The organism is Bauldia sp. (assembly GCF_020442045.1).
GTDB lineage: Bacteria > Pseudomonadota > Alphaproteobacteria > Rhizobiales > Kaistiaceae > Bauldia.
Genome location: NZ_JAGRLA010000104.1, coordinates 48,273 through 73,266, shown reverse-complemented (window position 1 = coordinate 73,266; position 24,994 = coordinate 48,273). Strand labels below are relative to the sequence as shown.

Annotated in this window: 27 protein-coding genes and 1 tRNA gene; 12 read left to right on the top strand and 16 right to left on the bottom strand. The window is 67.3% G+C overall.

Annotated elements, in window-relative coordinates; translation table 11 throughout:
• Window positions 1-49: 49 nt before the first annotated feature.
• On the bottom strand, window positions 50-1,291 hold the full coding sequence (locus KDJ86_RS11910) for a YbiU family protein (RefSeq protein ID WP_291745852.1): 1,242 nt from the start codon (window positions 1,289-1,291) through the stop codon (window positions 50-52).
• Window positions 1,292-1,471: 180 nt separating this feature from the next.
• Here KDJ86_RS11910 and KDJ86_RS11905 point away from each other — a divergent pair, with 180 nt between their 5' ends.
• Entirely contained in the window at window positions 1,472-2,335 is an 864-nt protein-coding gene (locus KDJ86_RS11905) for a helix-turn-helix domain-containing protein (protein ID WP_291745849.1), read from the top strand.
• 21 nt (window positions 2,336-2,356) lie between these two features.
• Here the strand turns inward: KDJ86_RS11905 and KDJ86_RS11900 are convergent, their stop codons facing one another.
• The 7 genes from KDJ86_RS11900 to mutM form a co-directional block, all read right to left on the bottom strand.
• Complete coding sequence (locus KDJ86_RS11900; RefSeq protein ID WP_291745846.1) at window positions 2,357-2,932, bottom strand: ASCH domain-containing protein; 576 nt, start codon at window positions 2,930-2,932, stop codon at window positions 2,357-2,359.
• Complete coding sequence (gene dnaN, locus KDJ86_RS11895) at window positions 2,929-4,041, bottom strand: DNA polymerase III subunit beta (protein ID WP_291745843.1); 1,113 nt, start codon at window positions 4,039-4,041, stop codon at window positions 2,929-2,931. Before dnaN ends, KDJ86_RS11900 begins: the two co-directional genes overlap by 4 nt.
• Window positions 4,042-4,215: 174 nt before the next feature.
• A complete protein-coding gene (gene dnaA / locus KDJ86_RS11890; protein WP_291745840.1) occupies window positions 4,216-5,652 on the bottom strand; it encodes a chromosomal replication initiator protein DnaA in 1,437 nt (478 codons plus the stop codon).
• Between the two features lie 119 nt (window positions 5,653-5,771).
• Window positions 5,772-6,218 carry a rhodanese-like domain-containing protein gene (locus tag KDJ86_RS11885; protein WP_291745839.1) on the bottom strand — a complete coding sequence of 149 codons (447 nt, stop codon included), beginning with the start codon at window positions 6,216-6,218 and terminating at the stop codon, window positions 5,772-5,774.
• Between the two features lie 608 nt (window positions 6,219-6,826).
• Complete coding sequence (gene rpsT / locus KDJ86_RS11880) at window positions 6,827-7,093, bottom strand: 30S ribosomal protein S20 (RefSeq protein WP_291745837.1); 267 nt, start codon at window positions 7,091-7,093, stop codon at window positions 6,827-6,829.
• A 101-nt stretch (window positions 7,094-7,194) separates the two neighbouring features.
• Complete coding sequence (locus KDJ86_RS11875) at window positions 7,195-7,968, bottom strand: enoyl-CoA hydratase (RefSeq protein ID WP_291745836.1); 774 nt, start codon at window positions 7,966-7,968, stop codon at window positions 7,195-7,197.
• 63 nt (window positions 7,969-8,031) lie between these two features.
• Window positions 8,032-8,913: a bifunctional DNA-formamidopyrimidine glycosylase/DNA-(apurinic or apyrimidinic site) lyase gene (gene mutM / locus KDJ86_RS11870; RefSeq protein WP_291745834.1), complete on the bottom strand. Its 882-nt coding sequence runs from the start codon at window positions 8,911-8,913 to the stop codon at window positions 8,032-8,034.
• 90 nt (window positions 8,914-9,003) lie between these two features.
• Here mutM and ubiE point away from each other — a divergent pair, with 90 nt between their 5' ends.
• The 9 genes from ubiE to KDJ86_RS11825 all read left to right on the top strand — a co-directional run bounded on the left by ubiE (window position 9,004) and on the right by KDJ86_RS11825 (window position 15,808).
• On the top strand, window positions 9,004-9,792 hold the full coding sequence (gene ubiE, locus KDJ86_RS11865) for a bifunctional demethylmenaquinone methyltransferase/2-methoxy-6-polyprenyl-1,4-benzoquinol methylase UbiE (protein ID WP_291745832.1): 789 nt from the start codon (window positions 9,004-9,006) through the stop codon (window positions 9,790-9,792).
• A gap of 4 nt (window positions 9,793-9,796) precedes the next feature.
• Entirely contained in the window at window positions 9,797-11,377 is a 1,581-nt protein-coding gene (gene ubiB / locus KDJ86_RS11860) for a 2-polyprenylphenol 6-hydroxylase (RefSeq protein ID WP_291745830.1), read from the top strand.
• 149 nt (window positions 11,378-11,526) lie between these two features.
• Complete coding sequence (locus tag KDJ86_RS11855; protein ID WP_291745828.1) at window positions 11,527-11,799, top strand: type II toxin-antitoxin system RelE/ParE family toxin; 273 nt, start codon at window positions 11,527-11,529, stop codon at window positions 11,797-11,799.
• Window positions 11,800-11,831: 32 nt separating this feature from the next.
• Window positions 11,832-12,158 (top strand): HigA family addiction module antitoxin, encoded by a 327-nt coding sequence (locus KDJ86_RS11850; RefSeq protein ID WP_291745826.1) that lies wholly within the window; start codon window positions 11,832-11,834, stop codon window positions 12,156-12,158.
• Window positions 12,159-12,167: 9 nt separating this feature from the next.
• Window positions 12,168-13,400 carry a bifunctional phosphopantothenoylcysteine decarboxylase/phosphopantothenate--cysteine ligase CoaBC gene (gene coaBC, locus KDJ86_RS11845; RefSeq protein ID WP_291745823.1) on the top strand — a complete coding sequence of 411 codons (1,233 nt, stop codon included), beginning with the start codon at window positions 12,168-12,170 and terminating at the stop codon, window positions 13,398-13,400.
• A gap of 93 nt (window positions 13,401-13,493) precedes the next feature.
• A complete protein-coding gene (dut, locus tag KDJ86_RS11840; RefSeq protein ID WP_291745822.1) occupies window positions 13,494-13,967 on the top strand; it encodes a dUTP diphosphatase in 474 nt (157 codons plus the stop codon).
• Between the two features lie 40 nt (window positions 13,968-14,007).
• Entirely contained in the window at window positions 14,008-14,979 is a 972-nt protein-coding gene (gene cysK, locus KDJ86_RS11835) for a cysteine synthase A (RefSeq protein WP_291745820.1), read from the top strand.
• Window positions 14,980-15,096: 117 nt separating this feature from the next.
• Window positions 15,097-15,528: an Hsp20 family protein gene (locus tag KDJ86_RS11830; protein ID WP_291745818.1), complete on the top strand. Its 432-nt coding sequence runs from the start codon at window positions 15,097-15,099 to the stop codon at window positions 15,526-15,528.
• Between the two features lie 25 nt (window positions 15,529-15,553).
• Complete coding sequence (locus tag KDJ86_RS11825) at window positions 15,554-15,808, top strand: BQ00720 family protein (RefSeq protein ID WP_291745816.1); 255 nt, start codon at window positions 15,554-15,556, stop codon at window positions 15,806-15,808.
• A 47-nt stretch (window positions 15,809-15,855) separates the two neighbouring features.
• On the opposite strand, the gene ptsN is transcribed toward KDJ86_RS11825, so the two are convergent.
• From ptsN to KDJ86_RS11785, 8 genes are all read right to left on the bottom strand, one after another.
• The gene (ptsN, locus tag KDJ86_RS11820) at window positions 15,856-16,320 is read right to left on the bottom strand and encodes a PTS IIA-like nitrogen regulatory protein PtsN (RefSeq protein ID WP_291745814.1); all 465 of its coding nucleotides are present in this window, start codon (window positions 16,318-16,320) and stop codon (window positions 15,856-15,858) included.
• 65 nt (window positions 16,321-16,385) lie between these two features.
• Window positions 16,386-16,973: a ribosome hibernation-promoting factor, HPF/YfiA family gene (gene hpf / locus KDJ86_RS11815; RefSeq protein WP_291745813.1), complete on the bottom strand. Its 588-nt coding sequence runs from the start codon at window positions 16,971-16,973 to the stop codon at window positions 16,386-16,388.
• A gap of 240 nt (window positions 16,974-17,213) precedes the next feature.
• Window positions 17,214-18,752, bottom strand: coding sequence for an RNA polymerase factor sigma-54 (rpoN, locus tag KDJ86_RS11810; RefSeq protein ID WP_291745811.1), 1,539 nt, complete (start codon window positions 18,750-18,752; stop codon window positions 17,214-17,216).
• An 80-nt stretch (window positions 18,753-18,832) separates the two neighbouring features.
• Window positions 18,833-19,735, bottom strand: coding sequence for an LPS export ABC transporter ATP-binding protein (gene lptB / locus KDJ86_RS11805; protein WP_521085283.1), 903 nt, complete (start codon window positions 19,733-19,735; stop codon window positions 18,833-18,835).
• 19 nt (window positions 19,736-19,754) lie between these two features.
• Window positions 19,755-20,318, bottom strand: coding sequence for an LptA/OstA family protein (locus KDJ86_RS11800; protein WP_291745808.1), 564 nt, complete (start codon window positions 20,316-20,318; stop codon window positions 19,755-19,757).
• Window positions 20,315-21,547, bottom strand: a complete 1,233-nt coding sequence (gene lptC, locus KDJ86_RS11795) for an LPS export ABC transporter periplasmic protein LptC (protein ID WP_291745806.1) — start codon at window positions 21,545-21,547, stop codon at window positions 20,315-20,317. The genes KDJ86_RS11800 and lptC overlap by 4 nt, the downstream gene beginning before the upstream one ends.
• An 85-nt stretch (window positions 21,548-21,632) precedes the next feature.
• On the bottom strand, window positions 21,633-22,244 hold the full coding sequence (locus KDJ86_RS11790) for a ribonuclease D (RefSeq protein ID WP_291745804.1): 612 nt from the start codon (window positions 22,242-22,244) through the stop codon (window positions 21,633-21,635).
• A 148-nt stretch (window positions 22,245-22,392) separates the two neighbouring features.
• Window positions 22,393-23,427, bottom strand: coding sequence for a zinc-dependent alcohol dehydrogenase (locus KDJ86_RS11785; RefSeq protein ID WP_291745802.1), 1,035 nt, complete (start codon window positions 23,425-23,427; stop codon window positions 22,393-22,395).
• Window positions 23,428-23,740: 313 nt separating this feature from the next.
• On the opposite strand from KDJ86_RS11785, the gene KDJ86_RS11780 reads away from it, so the two are divergent.
• Both KDJ86_RS11780 and KDJ86_RS11775 read left to right on the top strand, forming a co-directional pair.
• Window positions 23,741-23,825: transfer RNA gene (locus KDJ86_RS11780), tRNA-Leu, on the top strand.
• A 238-nt stretch (window positions 23,826-24,063) separates the two neighbouring features.
• Window positions 24,064-24,948: a sulfotransferase gene (locus tag KDJ86_RS11775; protein WP_291745800.1), complete on the top strand. Its 885-nt coding sequence runs from the start codon at window positions 24,064-24,066 to the stop codon at window positions 24,946-24,948.
• The last annotated feature ends 46 nt before the right edge of the window (window positions 24,949-24,994 follow it).

Genomic DNA, 24,994 nt, shown 5'->3' with positions numbered 1-24,994 from the left:
CACCTCACAATAGCAGGCGCGCATTACGGCCGCATGATCGACCGCAAACCTAGAAGCCCATCTGGCGGCGGCCGAGCTCGGTGAGGTCGGCCTCGGTGGCGCGGCCGGTGAAGTCCACCTCGAAATCCATGGCGGCGAAATCCGGAGCCGACCGGCCGGCGAGGAAAGCCTCCTTCTGCCGGGGGAGATAGGCGCGGTTCTTCGGGCAGTCCGGCGCCGAGCCGATGTAGACGACGCTGGCATAGTCCTTGCCGTTATGCTCGTCGGCGACCGCGTGGCAGACGTCGGTGTGCCACCAGACCGTATCGCCCGGCCGGACCTCCGGGATCGAGACCAGGCAGTCGATCATCTCCGGATGCCATTTGGCGCTGACGCCGAGCGCCCGGCCGGGCGCCGCGCCGCAAAGGTCGTCCGGGGCGACATCCTCCTGAAGGGCGCGGAGCAGCACATAGGAGATGCCCTCGGCGACGGGCACAAGCTGCAGCGTGCCGTCGCTCGGCCCCTGGCGGGTCAGGGCGGTCCAGCCCTGCCAGGTCCGGAAGACGCTGGCGACGGCCGGCGAGGGGATCTCGCGGGTCTCAAGCCGGTGCGTGCCGTCGAAGGGGTCATAGGCCCGCCAGTCGCCGCCGAAGACGTGGCTGTAGACCTGCTGGTAGCCGGGGTCGATCCAGCGCTCGACGGTGCCGGCATCCATGTGCGGCGAGAGGCCGAGGGTGGTGTCGCCGGGCTGGCGGCGGCGGACGCGGTCGGCATAGGTGACCTGGAGGTCGGGATCGAAGGCGCCTTCGTATTTCCACAGCCGGTCGAGGAAGGAGCGGGTCGCGGCGAGGCTCTCGCCCTGGCGGGCATTCACCTGCGGCTTCGACCAGTAGAGGTTGAAGACCTGCGGCCTGCCGGCCTTCAGCGCCGAGAAATACTTGTCGAGGCTGCGCTTCTCGACCTCGCGCTCCTCGTACCGGTTGGTGTCGATATAGTCGCAAAGCTCGGCGAACCAGCCATTGGCGGTGGCCTCGGGATAGACGCCACGGACGATGGCGCAGCCGGTGGCGCGGATCGCCGCGCGGGCGTCGTCGCCGACGGTGCCGGAGGCGATATCGGCGTAATCGACCTCGGGGATGACCGGCCGGCCCGCCGCCTGGTCGGCCTGGATGCGCTCGGCGGCGCGGGCGATGTGGTCTCGGACCTCGCCGAAGGCGCGCTTCAGCGCGTCGCGGCGCGGGGCAAGGCCCTGCTTGAAGGCGACGACCTGGTCGGAAACGTCGCGATCCATCTCGACATTGGCTGTGTTCACTTGCTGATCCTCCCGAGGACAGGGCCGGCGCTTCGGCGCGCGACCCGGCTTGTTCGTGTACCTGGGAGTTTGCCCGAGGTTGCCGGGCCTGTGTTCGCCTGTTGCGGCAAAAACTGGTACTGAAGTGGCGTCTGATATCGGCCACGAAGCGCAAACAGCGTCGGTCGTCGGGGAGGCCGCATGCGCCCGCTCTTCGAGAAGGTGACGGTTCCGGAGGGGGCGTCCTGGGCGTTGCTCGACCGCCGGCTCGCGGACGGCATCCCCTTCGAATGGCACTATCACCCGGAATTCGAACTGACCCTGACGCTCAACAGCCGTGGCCAGCGCTTCATCGGGGATTCTCTCGCCGCCTACGACGACGGCGACCTGGCACTGCTTGGCCCCAACCTGCCGCACACCTGGTGCTCATCCGAGGCGATCGATCCCTCGCAGCCCCACCATGCCGTGGTCATGTGGTTCACCGAGGCGTGGGCCGCCGGCATCACCGGTCAGCTCGCGGAGATGCGCGCCGTCCGTCCGCTGCTTGCCGAGGCGGGCCGCGGGGTCGTGTTCTCGCGCGAGGCGGCGGCGGCGGCGCGGCCGATCATCGAGGCGATCCCGGAGCGTCCGCCGGCAGACCGGTTGCTCCGGTTGATGGAGGTGCTGGCCCTGCTTGCCACCGACGGCGACAGGGCGCCGATCGCCGGGCCGGGCTCGGACCGGTTGTCGGTCGCCTCGCCCGACCAGCCACGGGTCGAGCGCGTCCTCGACCATATCCATGCCCACTACCGCGAGCGGATCGCCGTCGCCGCGCTGGCGGAGGTCGCGGCGCTCAGTCCCTCCGGCTTCCATCGTCTCTTTCGCCGCCACACGCGCCTGACGGTGACCGAGTATGTGGCGCAGCTCCGTATTGGCCAGGCCTGCGCGCTGCTGGTCAACAGCGATCGGCCGATCGCCCATGTCGCCGAGGCGGTCGGCTACACCAACCTTGCCAACTTCAACCGCCAGTTCCGCGCCGCGAAGGGGATGACCCCCCGCGCGTTCAGGCGGAGCTTCGTGCGATAGCATTCGTGGGGCGGTGCGGGATCAGGTCCCGCCCTGTTTCCCGCTTCCCGACGGTCGCGTCGGGGGAATGCTGCCGGCGACGATGGAGAAGACGTCACCATCGCTCCCCGGCGGCTTGTCGGCGAAGAGCCGTGGCCAGACGATCCGGAAGCGGAGGAAGGCCATGTCGGTTTCGTCGTCGAAGGAAAGCCCCTCGGCCCCGGCGCGGCCGGCGAGGAGCGCGCGCTGCCCCGCAAGCCATGCCTCGCGCCCGGCAAGCGCGCCCGCGTCATGGGCGAAGGCGTCGTCGACGGCGGCGAGCGGCTCTACCGCGACCCCGGTCGTCCGCCAGACGCAGCGCGGGTTGTCGCGGCCGTCGAGGATGACCGCATGGCCGCCGACCTCCGGCAGGGGAACCGCATCGCCGAAGTCGGCGGCTGGAGCCGCGGCGGCACGGGCGATGCCGAGCCGGACGAGCCGGAGGCCTTCGTCGGCCGTCGCCTCGTCGTGACCAAGCGCGACGACGACATAGTCCCTGGCGGCGGCTCCGGAATCGGCCCTGAAGGCGCGGAAGAAGGATTCCGTCGCGTCGGTCTTTTCGCTGCGGAACCGGGTCACACCCGCATCGGCATCAGGACGTAGAGGGTGCTGCCCGACTCGTCGTCCTGGATCAGGGTCGGCGAGCCGGGATCGGCGAAGCGGAATTCCGCCGTCTCGCTCTCGAGCTGGCTCGCGACGTCGAGCAGGTACTTGGAATTGAAGCCGATCTCGATCGGGTCGGCCGGATAGTCGACCGCGATCTCCTCGCTGGCGCTGCCGGAATCCGGGTTGTTGACGGAGAGCTCCAGCTTGCCGTCGGAAAGCGCCAGCTTGACCGCCCGGCCGCGCTCGCTCGACACGGTCGAGACCCGGTCGACCGCCCCGGCGAAGGTGCCCTTGTCGACCTTGAGGACCTTGTCGTTGCCCTGCGGGATAACCCGGACGTAATCGGGGAAGGTGCCGTCGATCAGCTTCGAGGTGAGGATGACGCTGCCGAGGGTGGCGCGGATCTTGGTCTCGGAAATCTCGACGATGAGCTCGCTCTCCGGTTCCTCGACCAGCTTCTGGATCTCGCCGACGGTCTTGCGCGGCACGATCACCCCGGCCATGCCCTCGGCCCCGGCCGGCGCCTCGACCTGGGCCTGGGCGAGGCGGTGGCCGTCGGTGGCGACGGCGCGCAGCATCGGCTTGCCGTCGACGGTGACGACATGGAGGTAGATGCCGTTGAGGTAGTAGCGCGTCTCCTCGGTGGAGATGGCGAACTGGGTGCGGTCGATGAGCATCTTCATCGCGCTCGCCGGCAGGGTGAAGCGGGTCGGGAAGTCGCCGGCGGTGAGGTCCGGGAAGTCGGCCTCGGGCAGCACCTGCAGGGCGAAGCGCGAGCGGCCGGCCTTGACCTCGAGCCGCGATCCATCGCCGCTATCAAGCGATACCTCGGCGCCGTCGGGAAGCTTGCGGACGATGTCGTAGAGGATATGCGCGGGCACCGTCGTCGCGCCGCCCTGGCCGACCTCGGCCGGCACCGTCTCGGTCACTTCGAGGTCGAGGTCGGTCGCCTTCAGCGTCAGGCCGCCGTCGGCGCTGAGCAGGACATTGGCGAGGATCGGGATCGTGTTTCGCCGCTCGACGACGCGATGGACGTGGTTGAGGGACTTGAGGAGGTGCGATCGCTCGACGGTCGCGCGCATGATCGGAGACCCTTATCGGAGACCCGGCGGTTCGGGCAGGAACGACAGGCCGGCGCCAGGCGCCGGGACGGACGTTCGAAATTGGCCTGCCAAGCCTGAAAGCGCAAGAGGTCCAAAGCCGTGGTCCACGACCAAAATCGGGCCATGGACCACCGGCTGGATCGAAATCGCCGGCTATTCGTCGATCATCTGCTTCAGCAGCTCGATCTCGTCGGCAAGCGTCTTGTCGCCTTCGATCAGTCCCTCGATCTTGCGCACCGCGTGCAGGACGGTGGTGTGGTCGCGGCCGCCGAAACGCCGGCCGATCTCGGGCAGCGAGCGCGGCGTCAGCGTCTTGGCGAGGTACATGGCGATCTGCCTCGGCCGGACGATAGTGCGGGTGCGCCGGCTCGACAGCAGGTCGGCCTTGGAGACGTTGTAGTGGCGTGCGACCACCACCTGGATCTCCTCGATCCTGACCCGGCGCGGCTCTCGCGCGCCAACCAGGTCGCGCAGCGTGATCTCGGCCGAGGCGATGGTGATCGGCTGGCTGGTGAACTGCCACTGGGCGACCAGCCGGTTGAGGCCGCCTTCGAGGTCGCGGCCGTTGGAGACCACCGCCTGGGCGAGGTAGTCGAGCACCGGCTCGGGGATATCGAGGCCGGGATTGTGCTCGCGGGCGAGCTGGTAGCGGGTCGCGACGATCCGCCGCCTGAGCTCGAGATCGGGGGCGCCGATCTCGAAGGCGACGCCGCCCTTGAGGCGCGAACGCACCCGTTCGTCGAGCGTCTCGAGCTCGGCCGGCGGCCGGTCGGCAGCAACCACCACCTGCCGCGCCCCGTCGATCAGGGCGTTGAGCATGTGGCAGAATTCCTGCTGCACCGACTTGCCCTGGAGGAACTGCATATCGTCGATCAGCAGGAGGTCGATGTCGCGCAGGCTTTCCTTGAACGGGATCGCCGCCTGGCTGCGCAGCGCCGCGACGAAGCGGAACATGAAATGCTCCGCGGTCAGGTAGACCACCTTGCGCGAGGGATCGGCGCGCCGCGCGGCACGGGTCGTCGCATGGAGGAGGTGAGTCTTGCCGCGCCCGACGCCGGCATGGACGTAAAGCGGATTGAAGCGGTTGAGCTTGCCGTCCCCGCCCTCGGCCACGGCGCGGGCAGCCGCGAAGGCGAGCCGGTTCGCGGCTCCATCGCAAAACGTGTCGAAGGAATAGCGGTTGTCGACCGGCGAGCCGCTGAAATGGCCCTCGGGCGCATCCGACCGGCGCAACGCCGCCGGGGTCGACGACGTGGCGGGAGCGGCGGGACGCGCAGCAGGCGCCGCCTCGGCGGCCGCCTTGCCCTCGCCGGACGGCACCGCCTTGGCGCGGATCGCGCCACGTACGATCACCTCGATCCGGACGACATCGCCGCGTTCCGCCTTCCACAGCGCGAGGAGCCGGTCGTAATAGTGCGACATGATCCACGATTTCAGGAAGCGCGTCGGCACCGACAGATAGACGGTGCTTTTGTCCTCCTGCTCGAACTCGACCCGTCCGAACCAGCTGTTGAAGACATCCTCGCCGAGCTCGGTGCGGAGACGTTGCCTGACGCGGGCCCATTTGCCTGAGTTCGCCCGCTCTCCCATCAGACCCGCCTCCCTGTGATCTCCGCCGGTCGCACCGGCCATTTTCGCCTCGATAGCCCGGGCTGTATCGCCACCCGGAATCGCCGCCGCCGCGGGTTCTCCTGTCGTCATCCGCCTCATCATGATTGTGCCCATGGCAAGCCCTCGGCCTTCCAGCTGCCCGCGGTGGCGCGGTGCCCGTCGGGACCGAGATCCCCTTCAAATCCGTGTTCCACGTTGTAGCAGCGGGCGTATCCGGCCTCGGTCGCCGTGATCGCGGCGTTGCGGCTGCGGGCGCCGGAGCGGCAGAGGAAGTAGATCGGCGAATCCTTGCCGCCCTCCGCCGCTGCAACCGCAGCGGTCAGTCGCCCGAGGAAATCCGGAACACGTGCTCCGGTGTCGAAATCGTTCCACGCGACGAAGAGGGTTTCCTTGTCTATGCCGGAAAGCACCGGCACGCCGACATAGGTCCACTCGGCGCGCGTCCGGACATCGACCAGGATCGCGTCCGCCGAGGCGGCCAGCGACTCCCAGGCGGCTTTTGCAGATACATCGCCCGCATAGCCGACATCCATGCTTGAAGACATAGCTCTCCCTTTGCCGGGAAGACGATTCCTGCCTCCGCCGGCACTCTATCGAATGATTTTCTCTTACACGAGAAGGTCTTCTCCAGATGGGAGAAGTTTACGTGAAACGGATACTGAAACCCGGACCAGATAATCCAGCCGCAATAATAATATTACGCTCGATCAACGCCCCATGCTCTTGACTTATTGGTGGCTGGACTGTGACGCCAACCTGAAGCCAAGAAACCACAGACAGGCCGATATCGCAATGCCCACGGTCGATGATTCGCGACCGGATGGCGCTTCAAAAGGCGCCCGATGCAGGCGAAATGTCGCGCCCGGGAGGTTAAGCCTTTGCGAGTCAATGGAATCAATTTTGATCGTTACGAGCCGCCTTAGCCTGCGAAAAATTTTTGGCCGCACCTCTTGACTCGCCCCGAATTGTGGCCGGTCAATCACGGGTTGCGGCAACTTGCCGGCATGGTGTTGAAAACCAACGGAAATGAGAGTCAGCCCGCTTTCGGGGGCGACTCGCCACCAGGCGTGTTGGCGGCTCTTCGGGGATTAGCCGCCGAACAAAAAACGGCACGGCCGAGGCCGTGCCGTCACACCGGATTGCGGTGGGAAGCTCAGGCGTTGAGGACGCGAACCCGCGCGGTCAGCCGAGCGACTTTGCGCGACGCCGTGTTCTTGTGCATGACGCCCTTCGACGCGGCGCGCATGATCTCGGGCTCGGCGGCCTTGAGAGCTTCGGCCGCCTTCGCCTGATCGCCGGCGGCGAGCGCCTCCTCGACCTTGCGGACGTAGCTGCGCATCCGTCCTCGCCGGTTGCGGCCGACAGCGGTGCGCCTGGCGATCTTGCGGGTTGCTTTCTTGGCGGATGACGTATTGGCCATTGATGCGCCTTCTGGACATAACAAAGATGGCGGCGGAATGATCCGCCACCTGCTGGGCGGTGCTTATAGGCAAGCGTCCCGCCGAGGTCAACGGCTACGCGTCAGCGGTTCTTGAACTGCGGTGAGCGCTTGGCGAGGAAAGCCGCCATCCCTTCCTTCTGATCGCTGGTTGCGAACATCGAATGGAACAGCCGCCGCTCGACCTGGACGCCCTCGGCGAGGGTCGTCTCGAAGGCCCGGTTGACGCTCTCCTTGGCCAGCATGACGATCGGCAGCGAGAGATCGGCTATCTTCTCGGCCACCTTGATCGCTTCCTCGATCAGGTCGCCCGCCGGCACCACCCGGGAAACGAGGCCGGAGCTGTCGGCCTCCGTCGCATCCATCATCCGGCCGGTAAGGATCAGATCCATCGCCTTGGCCTTGCCGATGGCGCGCGGCAGCCGCTGGGTACCGCCCATGCCGGGCATGATGCCGAGGGTAATCTCGGGCTGGCCGAATTTCGCGGTGTCGGCGGCGATGATGATGTCGCATTGCATGGCGAGCTCGCAGCCGCCGCCGAGGCAATAGCCGGCGACCGCCGCGACGATCGGCTTCCGCGCCCGCGCGACCCGCGCCAGCGTCGCGCCGTAGTCCTGCGAAAAGGCCTCGATGAAGGACAGGTCGCTCATCTCCTTGATGTCGGCGCCGGCGGCGAAGGCCTTTTCCGAGCCGGTGATCACCATGCAGCCGATTTTCGGATCGGCCTCGAAGGTGTCGACCGCCGCGCCGAGTTCGCGGATCAGTTCCGAATTGAGCGCATTCAGCACCTTCGGCCGGTTCAGGGTGATCAGCGCGACAGGGCCGCGGGTGTCGGTCGTGATCGTTTCGTAGGCCATTTACACCTCAAGGGATTTGCGCGGCGCGGCGGAGGAGGAGCCGCCCCCGGGGGATCGATCCGTTCATTTCTGGCAGACCGGACAATAGAAGGTCGAGCGCCCGGATTGAACCATGCGGCGGACGATGCCGGAACAGTCGTGGCGCGGGCACGGCTCGCCTTCCCGGTCATAGACCGCGAAACGATGCTGGAAATAGCCGAGATCGCCATTCGCCTGGCGATGGTCGCGAAGCGACGATCCTCCGGCGGCAATCGCCTCGCCGAGCACGTCGCGGATCGCCGCCGCCAGCGCATCGGCGCGGTTCGCCGCGGTCTTGCGGCCGGTGGCGATCGAGCCCGCCGGGCGGCTCGGCGACAGCCGCGCCCGCCACAGCGCCTCGCAGACATAGATGTTGCCGAGGCCGGCGATCCTGGTCTGGTCGAGGAGCATCGCCTTCAGCGGCGCCGCGCGGCCCTTGAACAATCCGGCGATCAGCGCGCCGCCCATCTCGTTGCCGAGCGGTTCGATGCCCATCCGGGCGAAGAGCGGCGACCGGGCGAGGTCGGCGCGGGGAATGAGGTCCATGAGGCCGAAGCGGCGCGGGTCGTTGAAGATCACCCTTGCTCCGGAGGAGAGGTCGAAGACGACATGGTCATGGGCCGCGAGCTTGCCCCGCGGGTGGTGGGTGGTGGCGGGCAGGGTGTCCTTCGCCTCCGCCTCGATGCGGAACGAGCCGGACATGCCGAGATGCATGACGAGCACGTTGCCGTCGTCGAGCTCGGCGAGCAGGTATTTCGCCCGCCGCCCGAGATGGGTGATCCGCCGGCCGGCGAGCCTCCTGGCGAAGCGCGGCGGGAAGGGACGGCGCAAATCCGGCCGCCGGACGCTCGCCTTGTCGATCACGGCGCCCTCCATCACCGGCCGGAGGCCGAGACGGACCGTTTCGACTTCCGGCAATTCCGGCATGGGGATTTCCGCTAACCCTTTGGCAGGGCGGGAACGATAGCCTGAACCGCGCGCTTGGGCTATCGTCCGCGCCGATCGGAGAAACGAGACATGGCAGTGAGTTCAACCGGGGCGGCGTCACGGCAGCGGGAAGGCCGGGCCTGGTTCGGTTTCCGCGAGGTCGGCCTCGACGAGAAACAGGGCATGGTCGACCGCGTCTTCCACCAGGTCGCCACCCGCTACGACCTGATGAACGACCTGATGTCGGGCGGCATGCACCGGCTGTGGAAGGACGCGATGGTCGCCTGGCTCGGCGCGCCGCGCCGTTCGGCGCATGGCTATTCGGTGCTCGACGTGGCCGGTGGCACCGGCGACATCGCCTTCCGCATCGCCTCCCGGTCGGAAGGCGCAAATGTGATCGTCGCCGACATCAACGGCGAGATGCTCAAGGTCGGCCGCGAGCGCGCCGTGCGGAAGGGCCTCGCCGACCGCGTCACCTTCGCCGAATGCAACGCCGAGAAGCTCGCCTTTCCGGACAATCGATTCGATGCCGTCACGATCGCCTTCGGCATCCGCAACGTGCCGCGGATCCCGCTGGCGCTTTCCGAGGCCTTCCGGGTCCTCAAGCCGGGCGGCCGCTTCCTCTGCCTCGAATTCTCGACCGTCGACGTCGCCGGTCTCGACCGGCTCTACGACCTCTTCTCCTTCAACGTCATCCCGGCGCTTGGCGAGATGGTCGCCGGCGATCGCGACTCCTACAGCTATCTGGTCGAGTCGATCCGCCAGTTCCCCAACCAGGCCCGCTTCGCCGCGATGATCGCCGATGCCGGCTTCTCCCGGGTCGACTACCGGAACCTCTCGGGCGGCATCGCGGCGATCCATTCCGGCTGGAAGCTCTGATCCGATGGCAGCGAGCGTGGCAGCGCTTTTCCGGATGGCCGGGGCCGGCTGGGTGCTCGCCCGCGAAGGCGCCTTCACCCTGGTCGATCCGGAGGAGCTGCCGTCGGGGCCGCGGATGGCGGCGAGGATCGCCCGCGCCCTCGCCCGGCGCGGCGTGACCGAGGAGGCGCGCTCGGAACGGCTGACCGCCGCGCTGAACAGGCTAGGCCCCTCCTATATCAAGCTCGGCCAGTTCCTGGCGACGCGGCCTGACCTCGTTGGCCGCGAAGGCGCCGACGCGCTCGGCCGGCTCCGCGACGAGATCGACCCCTTTCCGGAAGAGGCGGCGCGCGCGGCTGTCGAAAGGGCGCTCGGAAGGCCGGTCGACGAGCTGTTTTCCTCCTTCTCGCCGCCGGTCGCCGCCGCTTCCATCGCCCAGGTCCACAAGGCCGAGGTCACCGACGACCTCGGTACGCGCACGGTTGCCGTCAAGGTGCTCCGCCCCGGCATCCGCCAACGTTTCCGCCGCGACCTCGACACCTTCTACGAGGGCGCGCGGCTGGTCGAGCGGGTCGATCCCGCCTCGCGGCGGCTGCGTCCGGTCGCGGTGGTCGACACGCTGGCGCGGTCGGTAACCATCGAGATGGACCTGAGGCTCGAGGCCGCGGCGCTGTCCGAGATGGCCGAGGCCTCGGCCGACGACCCCGGCTTCCGCGTTCCGGTGGTCGAATGGGACCGCACCGCGCGCGACGTGCTGACCCTCGAATGGATCGACGGCATCAAGCTGTCGGACATCGCCGCGCTTCGCGCCGCCGGCCACGACCTGGTGGTCCTCGCGCGGCGGCTGATGCAGGCCTTCCTCCGCCAGGCGCTGCGCGACGGCTTCTTCCATGCCGACATGCACCAGGGCAATCTCTTCGTCGACGAGGCCGGCGACATCGTCGCCGTCGATTACGGCATCATGGGACGGCTCGATCGCGACCAGCGGCGCTTCCTGGCCGAGATCCTGTTCGGTTTCATCCGCCGCGACTACCGGCGGATCGCCGAGGTCCATTTCGAGGCGGGCTACGTGCCCGGCGAGCACAGCGTCGACGACTTCGCCCAGGCGCTGCGGGCGATCGGCGAGCCGATCCACGGCCAGCGGGCAAGCGAGATCTCGATGGCGCGGCTGCTGTCGCTGCTCTTCGAGGTGACCGAGATTTTCGACATGCAGACCCGGCCTGAGCTGCTCCTCGTCCAGAAGACGATGGTCGTGGTCGAGGGGGTGGCGCGCACCCTCGATCCCGACTTTGACATGTGGGCGTCGGCCGAGCCGGTGGTGCGGGAATGGATCGAACGCTATCTCGGGCCCTCGGGCCAGCTCGAGCTCGCCGCCGAGGGCGCCGGCGCCATCGGACGGCTGGCGACCGAGCTGCCGCGGCTGGCGGAGCGCGCCGGGCGGCTCTCGGCCGAGATCGACCGGATGAGCGAGCATGGCCTGCGTCTCGACCCGGAGACCGTCGCCGGCATCGGCCGCTCCGAGGCGCATGCCTCGCGCTGGGGCCGCGTCGCGCTCTGGGTGATCGCCGTGGTGGCGGTGCTGGCGGGGCTGAAATGGCTGTCCTAGTGTCAAGTGATACTTGACAAACGAACAAGGATCGCGTAACTCTTCAGGCAACGGGCCGCAAGAGCCCGGCCAAGGTTGGAAGTGCTACGACGGGCAGATATGGCCAGCTGGACCGGAAGGGTCCGCGCTCCGGAACCTTGGAGCCCGCAATGATCGCCTCATTCCGCAGCAAGGCGCTGCGGCGGTTCTGGGCGGAAGGAGATCGCCGTGGCCTTCGTCCGGACCTTGTTGGGCATATCCGAATTCTGCTATCGGCGATCGACGCAGCCCGTGAGCCGGACGATCTTCAAGGGGTCGCAAGGTACCATGCGCTGCGAGGCAAGCCACCGCGCCATGCCCTTTCGGTCAACAAGAACTGGCGGCTTACGTTCGGTTGGAACGAAGACGGCGCAATTGACATCGATCTGGAGGACTATCACTAGGGACGTTGCGGTTGTCCCCTTTGGTGTGTGCCATGCGTAAGCGTCCTGTCCCCCGCCATGCGAGTCACGAGCCGTCGCACCCCGGGGCTTTGCTCAGAGATTTCGTGCTTCCCGATCTCGATCGGCCGATGACCGAGATTGCGCGCTCGTTGGGCATCTCGCGACAACTCCTCTATTCGATTGTCAACGAAAAGGCGCCGGTAACACCAGAAGTTGCCGTGCGGCTCGGCAAGCTCTGCGGCAATGGTCCGCGTCTGTGGGTCGATATGCAGGCGGCCTATGACCTCTGGCATGCGGAACGGAAGGTCGACGTGTCAAAGATACCAACGCTTGCCGCGCCACCGGAGGCGGCAGAGTAGGGTTCCGCCATGGCCAAAAAGTCGGCCCCGTCCGTTCGTCATATCCTCCTGATCATTTCCGGCGGCATCGCCGCCTACAAGTCGCTCGACCTGATCCGGCGGCTCGGCGAGCGCGGCTTCGCCGTGCGGGCGGTGATGACCCGCGCGGCCGGGGAGTTCGTGACCCCGCTCGCGGTCGGCGCGCTGACCGGCGGCAAGGTCCATAGCGATCTCTTCAGCCGCGACGAGGAATTCGACATCGGCCATATCCGGCTGGCGCGCGAGGCCGACGCGATCGTCGTGGCGCCGGCGACCGCCGACCTGATCGCCAAGATGGCGAACGGCCATGCCGACGACCTCGCCTCGGCGATCCTGCTCGCCACCGACCGGCCGCTGCTGGTCGCGCCGGCGATGAACCCGCATATGTGGGCCCACCCAGCGACCCGGCGGAATGCGGCCCGGCTCGCCGCCGACGGCATCCGTTTCGTCGGGCCGAACAGCGGCGAGATGGCCGAGGGCGGCGAGGCGGGCCTCGGCCGGATGGCCGAACCGCTGGAGATCGTCTCGGCGATCGAGGCGTTGCTTGCACCCGGCGCAAAGCCACTCGCCGGCCATCATGTGCTGATCACCTCCGGGCCGACCCATGAGCCGATCGACCCGGTCCGCTACATCGCCAACCGCTCCTCCGGCAAGCAGGGCCACGCCATCGCCGCGGCCGCGGCCGCGGCCGGCGCGAAGGTGACGCTGGTATCGGGTCCGGTCTCGATTCCCGATCCCGCTGGCGTCACGACGGTCCATGTCGAGACGGCACGCGAGATGCTCGAGGCGGTCGAGCAGGCGCTGCCGGCAGACATCGCGATCATGGCCGCGGCGGTCGCGGACTGGCGCGCCGCCGAGACCGCGGCCGGAAAGATCAAGAAGGATGGTTCTGGCAAAGTCCCGCCGCTGCCGCTGATCGAGAATCCGGATATCCTGGCGACGGTCGGCCGTCACCATACGCTCCGCCCCGACATGGTCATCGGCTTCGCCGCCGAGACCGACGATCTCAAGAAGCATGCCAAGGCGAAGCTGAAGGCGAAGGGCGCCGACTGGATCCTCGCCAACGACGTCTCGCCGGAGACCGGCGTCATGGGCGGCGACGACAACACCATCCATCTCGTTACCGCGACCGGTATCGAGACCTGGCCGACAATGACCAAGGCCGAGGTCGCGGCCCGGCTGGTCGAGCGCATCGCGGCGGCGATGGGCAGCGGGCGCCGCTGATATCCACAGCGTCCTGAGGTTCCGTGCTTGCGGCGCGGTTCGTTCCAAGGGAAACCGGAGAATGCCGAAAGCCGTCCAACCGGGATTTACCCAGTGCCCGACACCGCCTCCAGCATCCGCCTCGTGATCCGCCGTCTCGGCAATGGCCTCGGGCTGCCGCTGCCGGAGCCTCGCTCGACGGGGGCGGCCGGCATGGACCTTCCCGCCGCGGTCGCGGACGACGCGCCCCTGACCATTGTTCCCGGCGGTCGGGCGCTGGTGCCGACCGGCTTCGCGATCGCGCTTCCCGCGGGTCACGAAGGCCAGGTGAGGCCGCGGTCCGGGCTCGCCGCCAAGCATGGCGTCACCGTCCTGAATGCTCCGGGCACGATCGACGCCGATTATCGCGGCGAGGTGAAGGTGCTGCTGGTCAATTTCGGCGATGAGGCATTCACCGTCATCCGCGGCATGCGGATCGCCCAGCTGGTGGTCGCGCCGGTGGCCGGCGTCGCGGTATCGGAGGTCGAGACGCTGGACGAGACGGCCCGCGGCGCGGGCGGCTTCGGTTCGACCGGGCTGTCGGGTTAGGATCGTCGGAAGATCAACGGCGCGGCAGGACGGGTGAAATATGGCGAACGACGCAAAGAAGAAGCCGGGGCGGGGCAGGATCTACGACTCGATCACCGACACGATCGGCGATACGCCGCTCGTCCGGCTCGACCGGATCGCCGCCGTCAAGCAGGTGGGCGCCTCGCTGCTCGCCAAGCTCGAATTCTTCAACCCGATCGGCAGCGTCAAGGATCGTATCGGCGTGGCGATGATCGACGCGCTGGAGGCGGAGGGCCGTATCCGCCCGGGCGTGACGACGCTGATCGAGCCGACCTCGGGCAATACCGGCATCGCCCTTGCCTTCGTCGCGGCGGCGCGCGGCTACCGGCTGATTCTGGTGATGCCGGAGACGATGTCGGTGGAGCGCCGCAAGATGCTCCAGCTCCTCGGCGCCGAGCTGGTGCTGACCGACGGCGCGCTCGGCATGCGCGGGGCGCTGGCGCGGACCGACGAATTGTTGAAGGAGATTCCCGACGCGGTCATTCCCCAGCAGTTCCAGAATCCTGCCAATCCGGAGATCCACCGGCGCACCACGGCGGAAGAGATCTGGAACGACACCGACGGGGCGGTCGACGTCCTCATCTCGGGCGTCGGTACCGGCGGCACGATTACCGGCGTCGGCCAGGTCTTGAAGGAACGCAAGCCGGGCATCCGCGTCGTCGCCGTCGAACCCGAGGCGAGCCAGGTCCTTTCGGGCGGCAATCCGGGCCCGCACAAGATCCAGGGGATCGGCGCCGGCTTCGTTCCGGCGATCCTCGATACCGGCGTCTATGATGAAGTCGTCACCGTCAGCAACGACGATGCCTTCGACCATGCCCGGCTCGCGGCGCGGATCGAAGGCATTCCGGTGGGCATATCCTCGGGCGCGGCGATCGCCGCGGCGGTCAAGGTCGGCCGCCGCCCCGAGATGGCCGGAAGGACCATCGTCGTGGTGATCCCGTCCTTTGCCGAGCGCTACCTTTCGACGGCGCTTTTCGAGGGGCTGGCATAGCGCCGCGGCGCCCGAAGCCGGCTTGAACAAGACAACGATTGTCCCCATATGCCGCAGTGTCGGATGCCTCTGAATGGGTCCGGCGGGAAGGTCGCTTGGCAAAATGAGGACCCCGGAATGACGCGCATCTCTGCGTTTTCTAGTCCGCTCCTGCTCGGTTTCGACGAGGTGGAGCGCGCGCTCGAACGGCTCTCAAAGGCCGCGGGCGACGGTTATCCGCCCTATAACATAGAGCGGCTGCCGGGCTCGGAAGCGAGGGGCGACATGCTGCGGATCACGCTGGCCGTCGCCGGTTTCTCCGCCGACGAACTCGACGTCTCGGTGGAAGACAACGAACTCGTCATCTGCGGTCGCCAGGTGGAGGATAGCGGATCCCGCATCTACCTCCACCGCGGGATTGCCGCACGGCAGTTCCGCAAGGTCTTCGTCCTTGCCGACGGCATCGAAGTCGTCGGCGCCGACCTGGCCGACGGCCTTCTCTCTGTCGATCTCGCGCGCCCGTCCACGGACAAACTGGTTCGCAGGATCGAAATCAACGGGCGCGGCTGAAGCCGGCCCAAAGGAGTGGTGCGTTATGGAAAACAATGACAGGCAGATCATGACTGCCGAGACTTTCGCCGGCCTCGGTGGCGGCAAGGTCGCCTATGTCCGTTCCCTCAAGTCCGACCAGGCCAAGAGCCTGTTTCCCGGCCTGCCGCCGGTCGCTCCGGATCTGGAGCTCTGGGCGCTGCTCGGCGCCGACGGCACGCCGATCATGCTTGCCGACAACCGCGACGCGGTGGTCATGAACGCGCATGAGCACGATCTGGAGATGGTCAGTATCCACTGACGGGCAGGCACCATACCGGCCGGCCGGTGAATGATCCCGCCCGCGGATCAGGCGGCGTTCGGCGTCGCCTCTTCGGTCAGCACGGCGTGAAGCGCGGCCTTGTCGGTCGAGGCGCGGAGCTTGTTCGCCACGCCCGCCTTGCGGAGGTGGCGGGCAATCCGCGCCAACGCCTTGAGATGGTCGGCGCCAGCGCCTTCGGGCGCCAGCAGCAGAAAGACGAGGTCGACCGGCTGGTCGTCGAGTGCTTCGAAATCAATCGGCTTGGGCAGGCGGGCGAAGAGCCCGAAGATCTCGTCGAGCCCCGGCAGCTTGCCGTGCGGGATGGCGATACCGCCACCGACTCCGGTGGAGCCGAGCTTCTCGCGCTGCAGCAGGGTCTCGAAGATTTCCCGTTCCGGGATCCCGGTCCGGGCCGCCGCCTTCTCGGCGATTGCCTGGATCACCTGCTTCTTGCTGTTGGCCTTCAGCGAGCCGATGACCGCGTCGGGTCCGATAAGGTCGCCTAGATCCATAGCCAAAGGTCCACGATGCATTCCTCTCTGGCGCCAGGTCCGGTGAATCGCCGGCGCCGGTTGGATCAGTCGCCGGCTTTGGGACCAGCCGTCTTCAGCGAGGGGTCGAGCCAGCCGATATGGCCGTCGACCCGCCGATAGACGACATTGATGCCGCCATGGGCGGCGTTACGGAAAACCAGTGCGGGTGCCTCGGTGAAATCCAGTGCGACCACTGCGTCGCCGACCGTCATTGTGACGAGATTGGTGGTCTCCTCGGCGATGACGGTGGGGCTGTAATCGGCCGCCACCTCCTCGTTTTCGCCCGGAGCGGCGAGCACGTAGCTGGCCGCCGGCTCGGCGCTCTCGCGCCGGTTGACGTGGTGGTCCTTGAGGCGCCGCTTGTAGCGCCGCAGGCGCTTCTCGATGCGGTCGGCGGCGATGTCGAAGCTCTGATAGACATCCTGCGACCGGCCATGCGCCTGAAGGAGGATGCCTGTGTCGAGGTGGATGGTGCAGTCCGACGCATAGCCGGAGCCTTCCGGCTCCACCGTGACGTGACCGGTGAATCCGCCATCGAAATACTTTTCGAGCGCGTCCGAGACGCGGGCTTCGACATGCGCGCGGAGCGCCTCGCCGATATCCATGTTCTTTCCGGAAATCTGCAGACCCATCGGGGCTTCGAACCTTCTCCGTTGTTCCGGCTTTGTCGCTTTCAAGCGGCTGCGGTTGCGGCTCGTGGCCCGACTCTGCGTTGCCGCGCCGGGACGATCCGAGAGCTTCAAGGAAGCTCGCCGCGCCCCCCGGCTCGACGATGGGCGCACCTTCTATTGACGACGGCGGCACAAGTCAACCGACACCCCCCGAGTGGAAAAGACGCGATACGGAGGGAGACGGACGCCTGGCCGCCGGGCTCAAAGCGCGGCCTGCTTTTCGCGGCGACGCTGGACGGATGACGGAATACGCAGCGCCTCGCGGTATTTCGCCACGGTGCGCCGCGCGATGTCGATGCCCGAGTCGCGCAACGTCCGCACGATCGCGTCGTCGGACAGGATGGTATCGGCCGGCTCCTCGTCGATCAGTCGCTTGATCCGGTGGCGCACCGCCTCGGCGGAATGGGAGACGCCGCCTTCCGAGGAGGCGATCGCCGCGGTGAAGAAGTATTTCAGCTCGAAGACGCCACGGGTGGTGGCCATGTATTTGTTCGAGGTGACCCGCGAAACCGTCGATTCGTGCATGCCGATCGCCTCGGCGACGGTCTTGAGGTTGAGCGGGCGCAGGTGCTGGACGCCGTGGGCGAGGAAGGCGTCCTGCTGACGCACGATCTCGGTCGCCACCTTGAGGATCGTCCGCGCCCGCTGGTCGAGGCTCTTCACCAGCCATTTGGCGGTCTGCATGCATTCGGTGAGGAAGGCGTCGTCCTTCTCGCTGTGCCGTCCCTTCGAGACCCTGGCATAGTAGGTCTGGTCGAAGAGGACGCGGGGCAGCGTCGCGGTATTGAGCTCGACATGCCAGCCGCCGTCGTTGGCCGGCCGCACCATCACGTCGGGAACCACCGGCTGCACGACCGCGTCGCCGAAAGCGTTGCCCGGCTTGGGATTGAGGGCCCTCAGCTCGGCGATCATCTCGACGAGATCCTCGCCGTCGACGCCGCAGAGCTTCATCAGCGTGTTGAGGTCGCGCCGCGCCACCAGGTCGAGATTCCCGACCAGGGCCGCCATCGCCGGATCCAGCCGGTCGCGCTCGCGCAGCTGGATCGCAAGGCACTCGGCCAGGTCGCGCGCCCCGACGCCCGAGGGCTCGAAGCCCTGGACGATGCTCAGCACCTGGCGGGCCTGATCGGCCCCGGCGCCGAGTTGTTCGGCCAGCGCCTCGATATCGGCGCGGAAATAGCCGGCTTCGTCGATTTCGCTGATGATGGCGCCGCCGATCAGCCTGAGCGTCGGGTCGCAGACCGCCAGGCCGAGCTGGTTGGCGAGATGGTCGGCGAGCGTCGTCTCACCGGCGACGAAGGCCTCGAGATTGTAGTCGTCGGAGCTGACCGGCTGGCGGCTCGGCGCGACCGACCAGGATTCGGCCGGCAGGGCCGGCGCGGTCTCGGCGGCCGCCTGGCTGTTGTCGTCGGGGAAGACATTGGCGAGATCGGTGTCGAGCTTGGGCTCGCCGGCTTCGCCGGTGCCATCGAGGCCGGTTTCGAGCCAGTCGCCGCCATCCCCGTCGCCGGACGCGTCGCGGTCGGCGCCGGACGGTTCCTCTTCGCCGCGATTCTCCGCCGGCGGCGTCCCGTCCTCTTCCGGCGCGCGGTCGAGAAGCGGATTGCGCTCGAGCTCCGCTTCGACATAGGCGACAAGATCGAGATTCGAGAGCTGGAGCAGCTTGATCGCCTGCATCAGCTGCGGTGTCATCACCAGCAGCTGGCTTTGACGGAACTCTAACTTCTGCGAAAGTGCCATTTCACGCGCGAACTTGCCGGAGCCGAAACTGGTCCAATAATTGCTTCACCGGATCAGTCGTAGCTTATCCCGGCGCGCGGTTAAAGGCTGAATTGCTCACCAAGGTAAAGCCGGCGGACATCGGGGCTTTCGACGATCTCGTCCGGCCTGCCTTCGAACAGCACCTCGCCGGAATGGATGATATAGGCGCGGTCGATGAGGCCAAGCGTCTCGCGGACATTGTGGTCGGTTATCAGGACGCCGATCCCGAGGCTGGTCAGGTGCCGGACCAGAGCCTGGATGTCGCCGACCGCGATCGGGTCGACGCCGGTGAAGGGCTCGTCGAGCAGCATGAAGGCCGGCCGGCTGGCCAGCGCCCTGGCGATCTCGCAGCGCCGCCGCTCGCCGCCCGACAGCGACATGGCCTGCGCCTTGCGGAGATGAGTGATGTGGAACTCGTCGAGGAGCGCATCGAGCTGGTCCTCCCGCTGCGCCTTGTCCGGCTCGACGACCTCGAGCACGGCGCGGATATTGGCCTCGACCGAGAGGCCGCGGAAGATCGAGGCCTCCTGCGGCAGATAGCCGATGCCGAGCCGGGCGCGGCGATACATCGGCATGCCTGTCACGTCGTGGCCGTCGAGCTCGATGGTGCCTTCGTCGGCCTTCACCAGCCCGGTGATCATGTAGAAGATCGTCGTCTTGCCGGCGCCGTTGGAGCCGAGCAGGCCGACCGACTCGCCCCGCGCGACCGCGAGGCTCGCCTCGTGGACCACCCGGCGCCCGCGATACGACTTGGCGAGCGCATGGGCGACCAGCCACCCCCGTCCTCCGGCATCCCGGACCAGCCGCGAGGGCGGCGTCTCGCCGCGACGGCGCCTTCCGGACCCGTTTGCCGATTCCGGAGGCGCTTTGCGCCCGAAGGACAAGATCCGATTCAACGCGCGAAAACTTCCTTCTGCGGTTAAGTCGGAGATAAGCGGTCCCGGGCCGTCTGTCGAGATCATCGGTGACGGCGAGGGCAGGCTACTGGTTGCCCGAATTCGCGTTCTTCTTGATGCCGCCTGGCGAGAAGACGCCCTGGATGCGCTTGCCGGGCGTCTGTTCGACGCGTGCGCGGCCGGTCGCCATGTCGATCACCAGCCGCTCGCCGACGATCACGTTCTTTCCCTGGCTCAGCACCACGTTGCCGACAAGGGTGATGGTCTGCGCCTTGTTGTCGACCACCGCGCGCTGGCCGGTCACCGTCTGGTCCCCGGAATTGACGTAGACCGTACCGGTCGCCTCCATCAGCGTGAAGCCGTTCGGATCCTTTCCGTCCTTGTCGGAATGGAGCTTGATCGTCGCCGCCTTCATGGTCGTGTTGCCGCGGGTGACGGTGACCCCGCCGGCGAAGGTGGAAATCCGTTCGTTGCCTTGCTCGACGATTTCCAGCGTCTCGGCATCGACCTGGATCGGGCCGCCTTTCGCCTTGGCCGAGAAACCCTTGAAGATGTCGGTCGACTGCGCCGCCGCCGGCAGGGCGAGCGCGGTGGCGAGGATGACGCCGCAGACGAGGCGGCCGAGATGGCGCATGAGAGACGCGGTCATGTGGAACCGCCGGTCGTCGCGGCCGGGTCCGCCGGTGTCTCGGCAGCCGGTGCCGGCGCGTCGGTCTGCTGGTCGTCCGCGGCTTTTTCGGGCGGCGGTGTGAAGAACACCGTGACTCCATTCTTGAACATGATGTACTTGCCGCTATCCCTCAATTCCATTGCATTGGCCTTGACCGTCGCCTGCTCGGTCACGATCGTTACCGGGTTCGACGAGGCCATCTGGCTGGTGCCGACGTCGACCTGGGCGTCCTCGAGGGTCGCCTTGTAGCCGTTGGTCGTCTCGAGCGAGATGCCCTTCGAGAGCACCATCTTCTTGGTGTCGTCGTTATACGTGCCTGTGGTCGCTCGAAGATGCGCCGTCTCGCCGTCGTCCATCCTCAGGTGTGCATTGATGTCTTCCATCGTGACGATTTTGGGATTGCTGAGATCCTGGATCGCGTGGGCGGCGCGGACCTCGTAGGCGCGCTTGGTCCCGTCGAAGCCCGAGATATGCGGCGTCTGCATGGTGACGCTTTCGGATTCGACGTTGATTCCGGACAGCGTGATGATCGCGTCGTCGGGGGCCGGCGCGAACTGGATGAAGGCAAGGAAGGCGAGGATGCCGGCGAGCGCAATGCCGGGAAGGGCGAATTTGAGCGTCCGAACCAGCCGGCTGTGGCGATGGGCGGCGGAATAGTGGCCGGCGCCGCGCTCCTGGGTCGGATCGAAGCGGATACGGCGGGCCGCCTGCCTGCCGGCGTCTGCGACCGATACGCGGTCAGGGGCCATCGGTGGCGGGACATAGGGCTCGCTGCCGGCGTCGACGTCCGGCTCGTCCCAGCGATCCCCGGATTGGCCGGAGTCCGGCTCATCGTCATAGTCGGGCGGGTCGTATTGGTCCGCGGCTTCGGTCTCCCCGTATCCCGCCGCGTCATAGGCGGGCCCGTCGCGCGCGACGTAGCCGTCGTCATGGTAGGCGGAGGCGTCCGGATCATAGACCGCCGGGAGCCGGGGATCGGCGGCGTCCCCGCGAAAGCCGGCGTCGCTGTCGTCGGGCGCTTCGCCAGCGGGCCGGTTGTCCCTCGCCGGGACGAGGTCGAGCAAATCCCGCCTCCGCGCGAAGAAGTCGCGATCGGCCGGGAATTCGTAAGCCGGGTCCGGCCGTGGCCGACGGCGCCGGTCTTCCCCGGAAAGATCGTCCTCCTCGGACGGATCGTCGTATCGCGCCTGATAATAATAATCGGTCATGGCTTCTGCCGGATCGAGGCGAGATATGCCAACTACATTGTGGACTTAAGGTGGCGGAACGGCAATCGCCGTCAACCGCCGCCGGTCAATGGGCAAATATATCCTCTTCCGCCCAGCCGGCGAGATCGAGCAGGGCGCGGGCCGGCAGGAACATGAAGCAGGCCGCGGCGAGCTCGCTCCGCCTTTCCCGGGCGAGGCGCTCGTCGAGCTTCTCCTTCAGGGCATGGAGATGGAGAACGTCCGAGGCGGCATAGGCGAGCTGGGCATCGGTCAACTGGTCCGCGCCCCAGTCGGAGCTCTGGGCCTGTTTCGAGATGTCGATGTCGAGCAATTCCTTCACCAGGTCCTTGAGGCCGTGGCGGTCGGTGTAGGTACGCGTCAGCTTCGAGGCGATCTTGGTGCAGTAGATCGGCCCCGCCATCACGCCGAAGGCCTTGAAAAGAACCGCGATATCGAACCGCGCATAGTGGAATATCTTGGTGATATCCGGGTCTTCGAGGAGCGCCCTGAGATTGGGGGCTTCCGCCTGGCCGCGGGCGATCTGGACGAGATCGGCGCTGCCGTCGCCCGGCGACAACTGCACCAGGCACAGCCGGTCGCGGTGGGGATCGAGCCCGAGCGTCTCGGTATCGATAGCGACGCTGCCGCTGTATCGCGAAAGATCGGGCAGGTCGCCCTTGTGGAAGCGGATGGTCATATCGTCCTTTCGGTATCGTCGCGCCGGCGCGGACCCTGCCGGGCCGCCCTATTGACCGGGAATACCCTTAATGGACCGACAACGGAACCGCCCGGCCCGGACGGCACCGGTACGGCGCCCGGCCGGTCCGCCCCCGCCGGGCGGGTCGCTACTGGGCGATAACGACCTTGATCCCCTCGCGCCCGGTGACCAGGCCGAGGCCATTCTCGAACTGGTCGAGCGGCAGGGTGTGGGTGACGATCGCGGTCGGATCGACTCGTCGCGATTCGATCAGGGCGATGACGTCAGGCCAGATGTTGGGGCTGCCGAGCGCGCCCTTTACCGAGATGTCGTTGATGACGATCTGGTCGAGGTCGAAATCCGGCAGCTTCTGCCCGCCGCACATCCCCTGGAGGACGACGCGCCCGCCGGGCGAAACCGTGTTGATCGCCATTGCCGAGGCCGCCGGCACGCCGGTCGCCTCGATCGCGACATCGGGAAAGGCGCCATCGCCGCCGCGGGCGAGGGCGTCGGCGACGTCTTCCTTGTCGGCCTGGATGACGATGTCGGCGCCGAGCGTCTCCGCCACCTTCAGCCGCGCCGGCATCATGCCGACCATGGCGATCCTCTTGGCGCCGAAGGCCCTGGCGACCATCAGCAGCAGGAGTCCGATCGGCCCGTCGCCATGGATGGCGAGATAGTCGCGCGGGCCGACGCCGGCCGCCTTGACGCCGTTGAAGGCGACCGCGGTCGGTTCGACCAGGGCGGCGGCGGTGACGTCGATATCCCTGGTGATCTTGTGCAGGAAGAGCGCGGGAAAGGCGATGAACTCGGCGAAGCCGCCGGCCCGTCGGAGGATTCCCGTCTCATCGCGGGCGAGGCAGCGATGATAGTTGCCGCTGAGGCAGCGGTCGCAGGCCATGCAGCCGATGCTGCACTCGCCGACGACGCGGTCGCCGACGGCAAAGCCCCTGACTTTCCCGCCGAGGGAAACGACCTCGCCGACCCACTCATGGCCCGGCGTGACCGGATAGCTCGCCATGCCCCGCGTGTAATAGGGCATGGTGCCGTGGACGATCTCGACGTCGGTGCCGCAGATGCCGGTCGCCAGGACGCGGATGAGGACGTCGTCCGGACCGGTCTCGGGTGTCGGCACATCCTCCACCGCCACCGTGTGCGGTCCCTTCACGCTGATCTGTCTCAAGGCATTCCTCCCCCCGCGCGTCGACCCGAACGCGATCTCCGACGTTATGCCGGAAGACGGGGCACGCCGCCACAGGGGCGGCCGTCAAGCCACGAAGCGCCGGTGATCCCGCTCCGGCGGGTTCGGGACCGGGACGATCGCTCGGGTTTGCGCGCGGGACTCCTGGCCACCCGGCCCTTGCCGAGCGCCGGGCAAGTCGGATGGCCGGCGCCGGAGGCGGCGGTTGGAACGACGCCCTCCGCCCGCGCTTCGATGCATCGGATCAAGCGCATCGTTGACAAGGTTTCGGCGCGCCCTTACCTATCGCCGCCGTGCCCAGGTGGCGGAACTGGTAGACGCGCACGGTTCAGGTCCGTGTGCCGCAAGGCGTGGAGGTTCGAGTCCTCTCCTGGGCACCAATTCGCATCGCATGTCGTCCGTCGAACCTGAATGCCGGCGCCCGTCCGGAGACGCGCCGGCTGCCGCTGAGGGTCTTTCGGCGGGCGGGATTGACCGCGGGAGTCGCGGGCAATACCTGTGAGGCATGACCAGACCGCCTCTCGCCGTAGTCCCGTCGTTGCCGGCGACGTTGGGCCTTGTCCCCATGCCGGGCGGCGTTTCGGTGGCCTCACCCCGTCTGCGGATCACCGGATCCCGATGAAGTCCCACCGAGGCGTCGGGCCGGATTTCGTCTGCATCGGCGCCCAGAAAGCCGGCACCCAATGGCTCTATGATCAACTCGCCTGGCATCCGCGCGTCTGGATGCCGCCGATCAAGGAGCTGCATTGCCTGGACGAGCCGGACAAGCAGGCCGAGAAGGCCGCGGATATACTGCATCGACTGGCCCGGAATCCGGCGCGATACAATGAAAAGCAACGCCGGAAGCACCGGCCGCCCGTCGAGCCGCGCGACATCGACTTTCTGGTCAAGCTCGTCGACATGCCCCCCGTCGTCGATATCGAGCGTTATTGCGCCTTGTTCGACGGCAAGGGCGATGCGGTCGCCGGGGACATAACGCCGGCCTATTCGACCCTGGAGCCGGACTTGATCGCAAGGCTCGGCCGGCGGCTTCCGGACCTGAAGATTGTCTTCATCGCCCGCGATCCGGTCGAGCGGCTGTGGTCGCAATATTCGATGCTGATGCGCAAGGACCAGACGCCGGTCATCGTCGATCCCGGCGCCGTCATCGCTTTCGCGTCGCTTCCGGAGGTCGTGAGGCGTTCATTCCCGTCGCGGATCGTGAGCGGCTGGCGCAGGTTCTTCCCGCCGGAGCAGGTCGGCGTCTTCTTCTTCGACGAGTTGCGGGCGAATGCCCATGGCCTGCGGAAGAAGATCCTGAACTTCCTCGGCCTCGACGACCGAAGCCTGGGTGAAGACATTGATTCGGGCCGCGACAGCAAACGAAACCAGAAGCGGTATGATCTGACCGAAGAGATACGGCTTGCCCTGGAAATCTACTTCCACGACGAGTTGCGGCGTTGCGCCGACGACTTCGGCGGACCCGCTCTCGGCTGGGGGCGCCAGCAGGTGCATTCCGGCTGAGCCGCTGCCGATGGCTGTCCGAGGCCCCGGCAGGCTTGCCCGCGGG

Excerpts from the sequence above, each read along its gene's own strand:
- KDJ86_RS11855 (WP_291745828.1), top strand. The coding sequence starts at position 11,527 with ATGATCGCCTCATTCCGCAGCAAGGCGCTGCGGCGGTTCTGGGCGGAA.
- rpoN (WP_291745811.1), bottom strand. The coding sequence starts at position 18,752 with ATGGCACTTTCGCAGAAGTTAGAGTTCCGTCAAAGCCAGCTGCTGGTG.
- KDJ86_RS11885 (WP_291745839.1), bottom strand. The coding sequence starts at position 6,218 with ATGTCTTCAAGCATGGATGTCGGCTATGCGGGCGATGTATCTGCAAAA.
- KDJ86_RS11825 (WP_291745816.1), top strand. The coding sequence starts at position 15,554 with ATGGAAAACAATGACAGGCAGATCATGACTGCCGAGACTTTCGCCGGC.
- lptB (WP_521085283.1), bottom strand. The coding sequence starts at position 19,735 with ATGATCTCGACAGACGGCCCGGGACCGCTTATCTCCGACTTAACCGCA.
- cysK (WP_291745820.1), top strand. The coding sequence starts at position 14,008 with ATGGCGAACGACGCAAAGAAGAAGCCGGGGCGGGGCAGGATCTACGAC.
- rpsT (WP_291745837.1), bottom strand. The coding sequence starts at position 7,093 with ATGGCCAATACGTCATCCGCCAAGAAAGCAACCCGCAAGATCGCCAGG.
- KDJ86_RS11790 (WP_291745804.1), bottom strand. The coding sequence starts at position 22,244 with ATGACCATCCGCTTCCACAAGGGCGACCTGCCCGATCTTTCGCGATAC.
- dnaA (WP_291745840.1), bottom strand. The coding sequence starts at position 5,652 with ATGGGAGAGCGGGCGAACTCAGGCAAATGGGCCCGCGTCAGGCAACGT.
- KDJ86_RS11800 (WP_291745808.1), bottom strand. The coding sequence starts at position 20,318 with ATGACCGCGTCTCTCATGCGCCATCTCGGCCGCCTCGTCTGCGGCGTC.
- ptsN (WP_291745814.1), bottom strand. The coding sequence starts at position 16,320 with ATGGATCTAGGCGACCTTATCGGACCCGACGCGGTCATCGGCTCGCTG.
- dnaN (WP_291745843.1), bottom strand. The coding sequence starts at position 4,041 with ATGCGCGCGACCGTCGAGCGATCGCACCTCCTCAAGTCCCTCAACCAC.
- mutM (WP_291745834.1), bottom strand. The coding sequence starts at position 8,913 with ATGCCGGAATTGCCGGAAGTCGAAACGGTCCGTCTCGGCCTCCGGCCG.
- KDJ86_RS11775 (WP_291745800.1), top strand. The coding sequence starts at position 24,064 with ATGAAGTCCCACCGAGGCGTCGGGCCGGATTTCGTCTGCATCGGCGCC.
- KDJ86_RS11830 (WP_291745818.1), top strand. The coding sequence starts at position 15,097 with ATGACGCGCATCTCTGCGTTTTCTAGTCCGCTCCTGCTCGGTTTCGAC.
- KDJ86_RS11850 (WP_291745826.1), top strand. The coding sequence starts at position 11,832 with ATGCGTAAGCGTCCTGTCCCCCGCCATGCGAGTCACGAGCCGTCGCAC.
- coaBC (WP_291745823.1), top strand. The coding sequence starts at position 12,168 with ATGGCCAAAAAGTCGGCCCCGTCCGTTCGTCATATCCTCCTGATCATT.
- ubiE (WP_291745832.1), top strand. The coding sequence starts at position 9,004 with ATGGCAGTGAGTTCAACCGGGGCGGCGTCACGGCAGCGGGAAGGCCGG.
- KDJ86_RS11905 (WP_291745849.1), top strand. The coding sequence starts at position 1,472 with ATGCGCCCGCTCTTCGAGAAGGTGACGGTTCCGGAGGGGGCGTCCTGG.
- KDJ86_RS11875 (WP_291745836.1), bottom strand. The coding sequence starts at position 7,968 with ATGGCCTACGAAACGATCACGACCGACACCCGCGGCCCTGTCGCGCTG.
- hpf (WP_291745813.1), bottom strand. The coding sequence starts at position 16,973 with ATGGGTCTGCAGATTTCCGGAAAGAACATGGATATCGGCGAGGCGCTC.
- lptC (WP_291745806.1), bottom strand. The coding sequence starts at position 21,547 with ATGACCGATTATTATTATCAGGCGCGATACGACGATCCGTCCGAGGAG.
- ubiB (WP_291745830.1), top strand. The coding sequence starts at position 9,797 with ATGGCAGCGAGCGTGGCAGCGCTTTTCCGGATGGCCGGGGCCGGCTGG.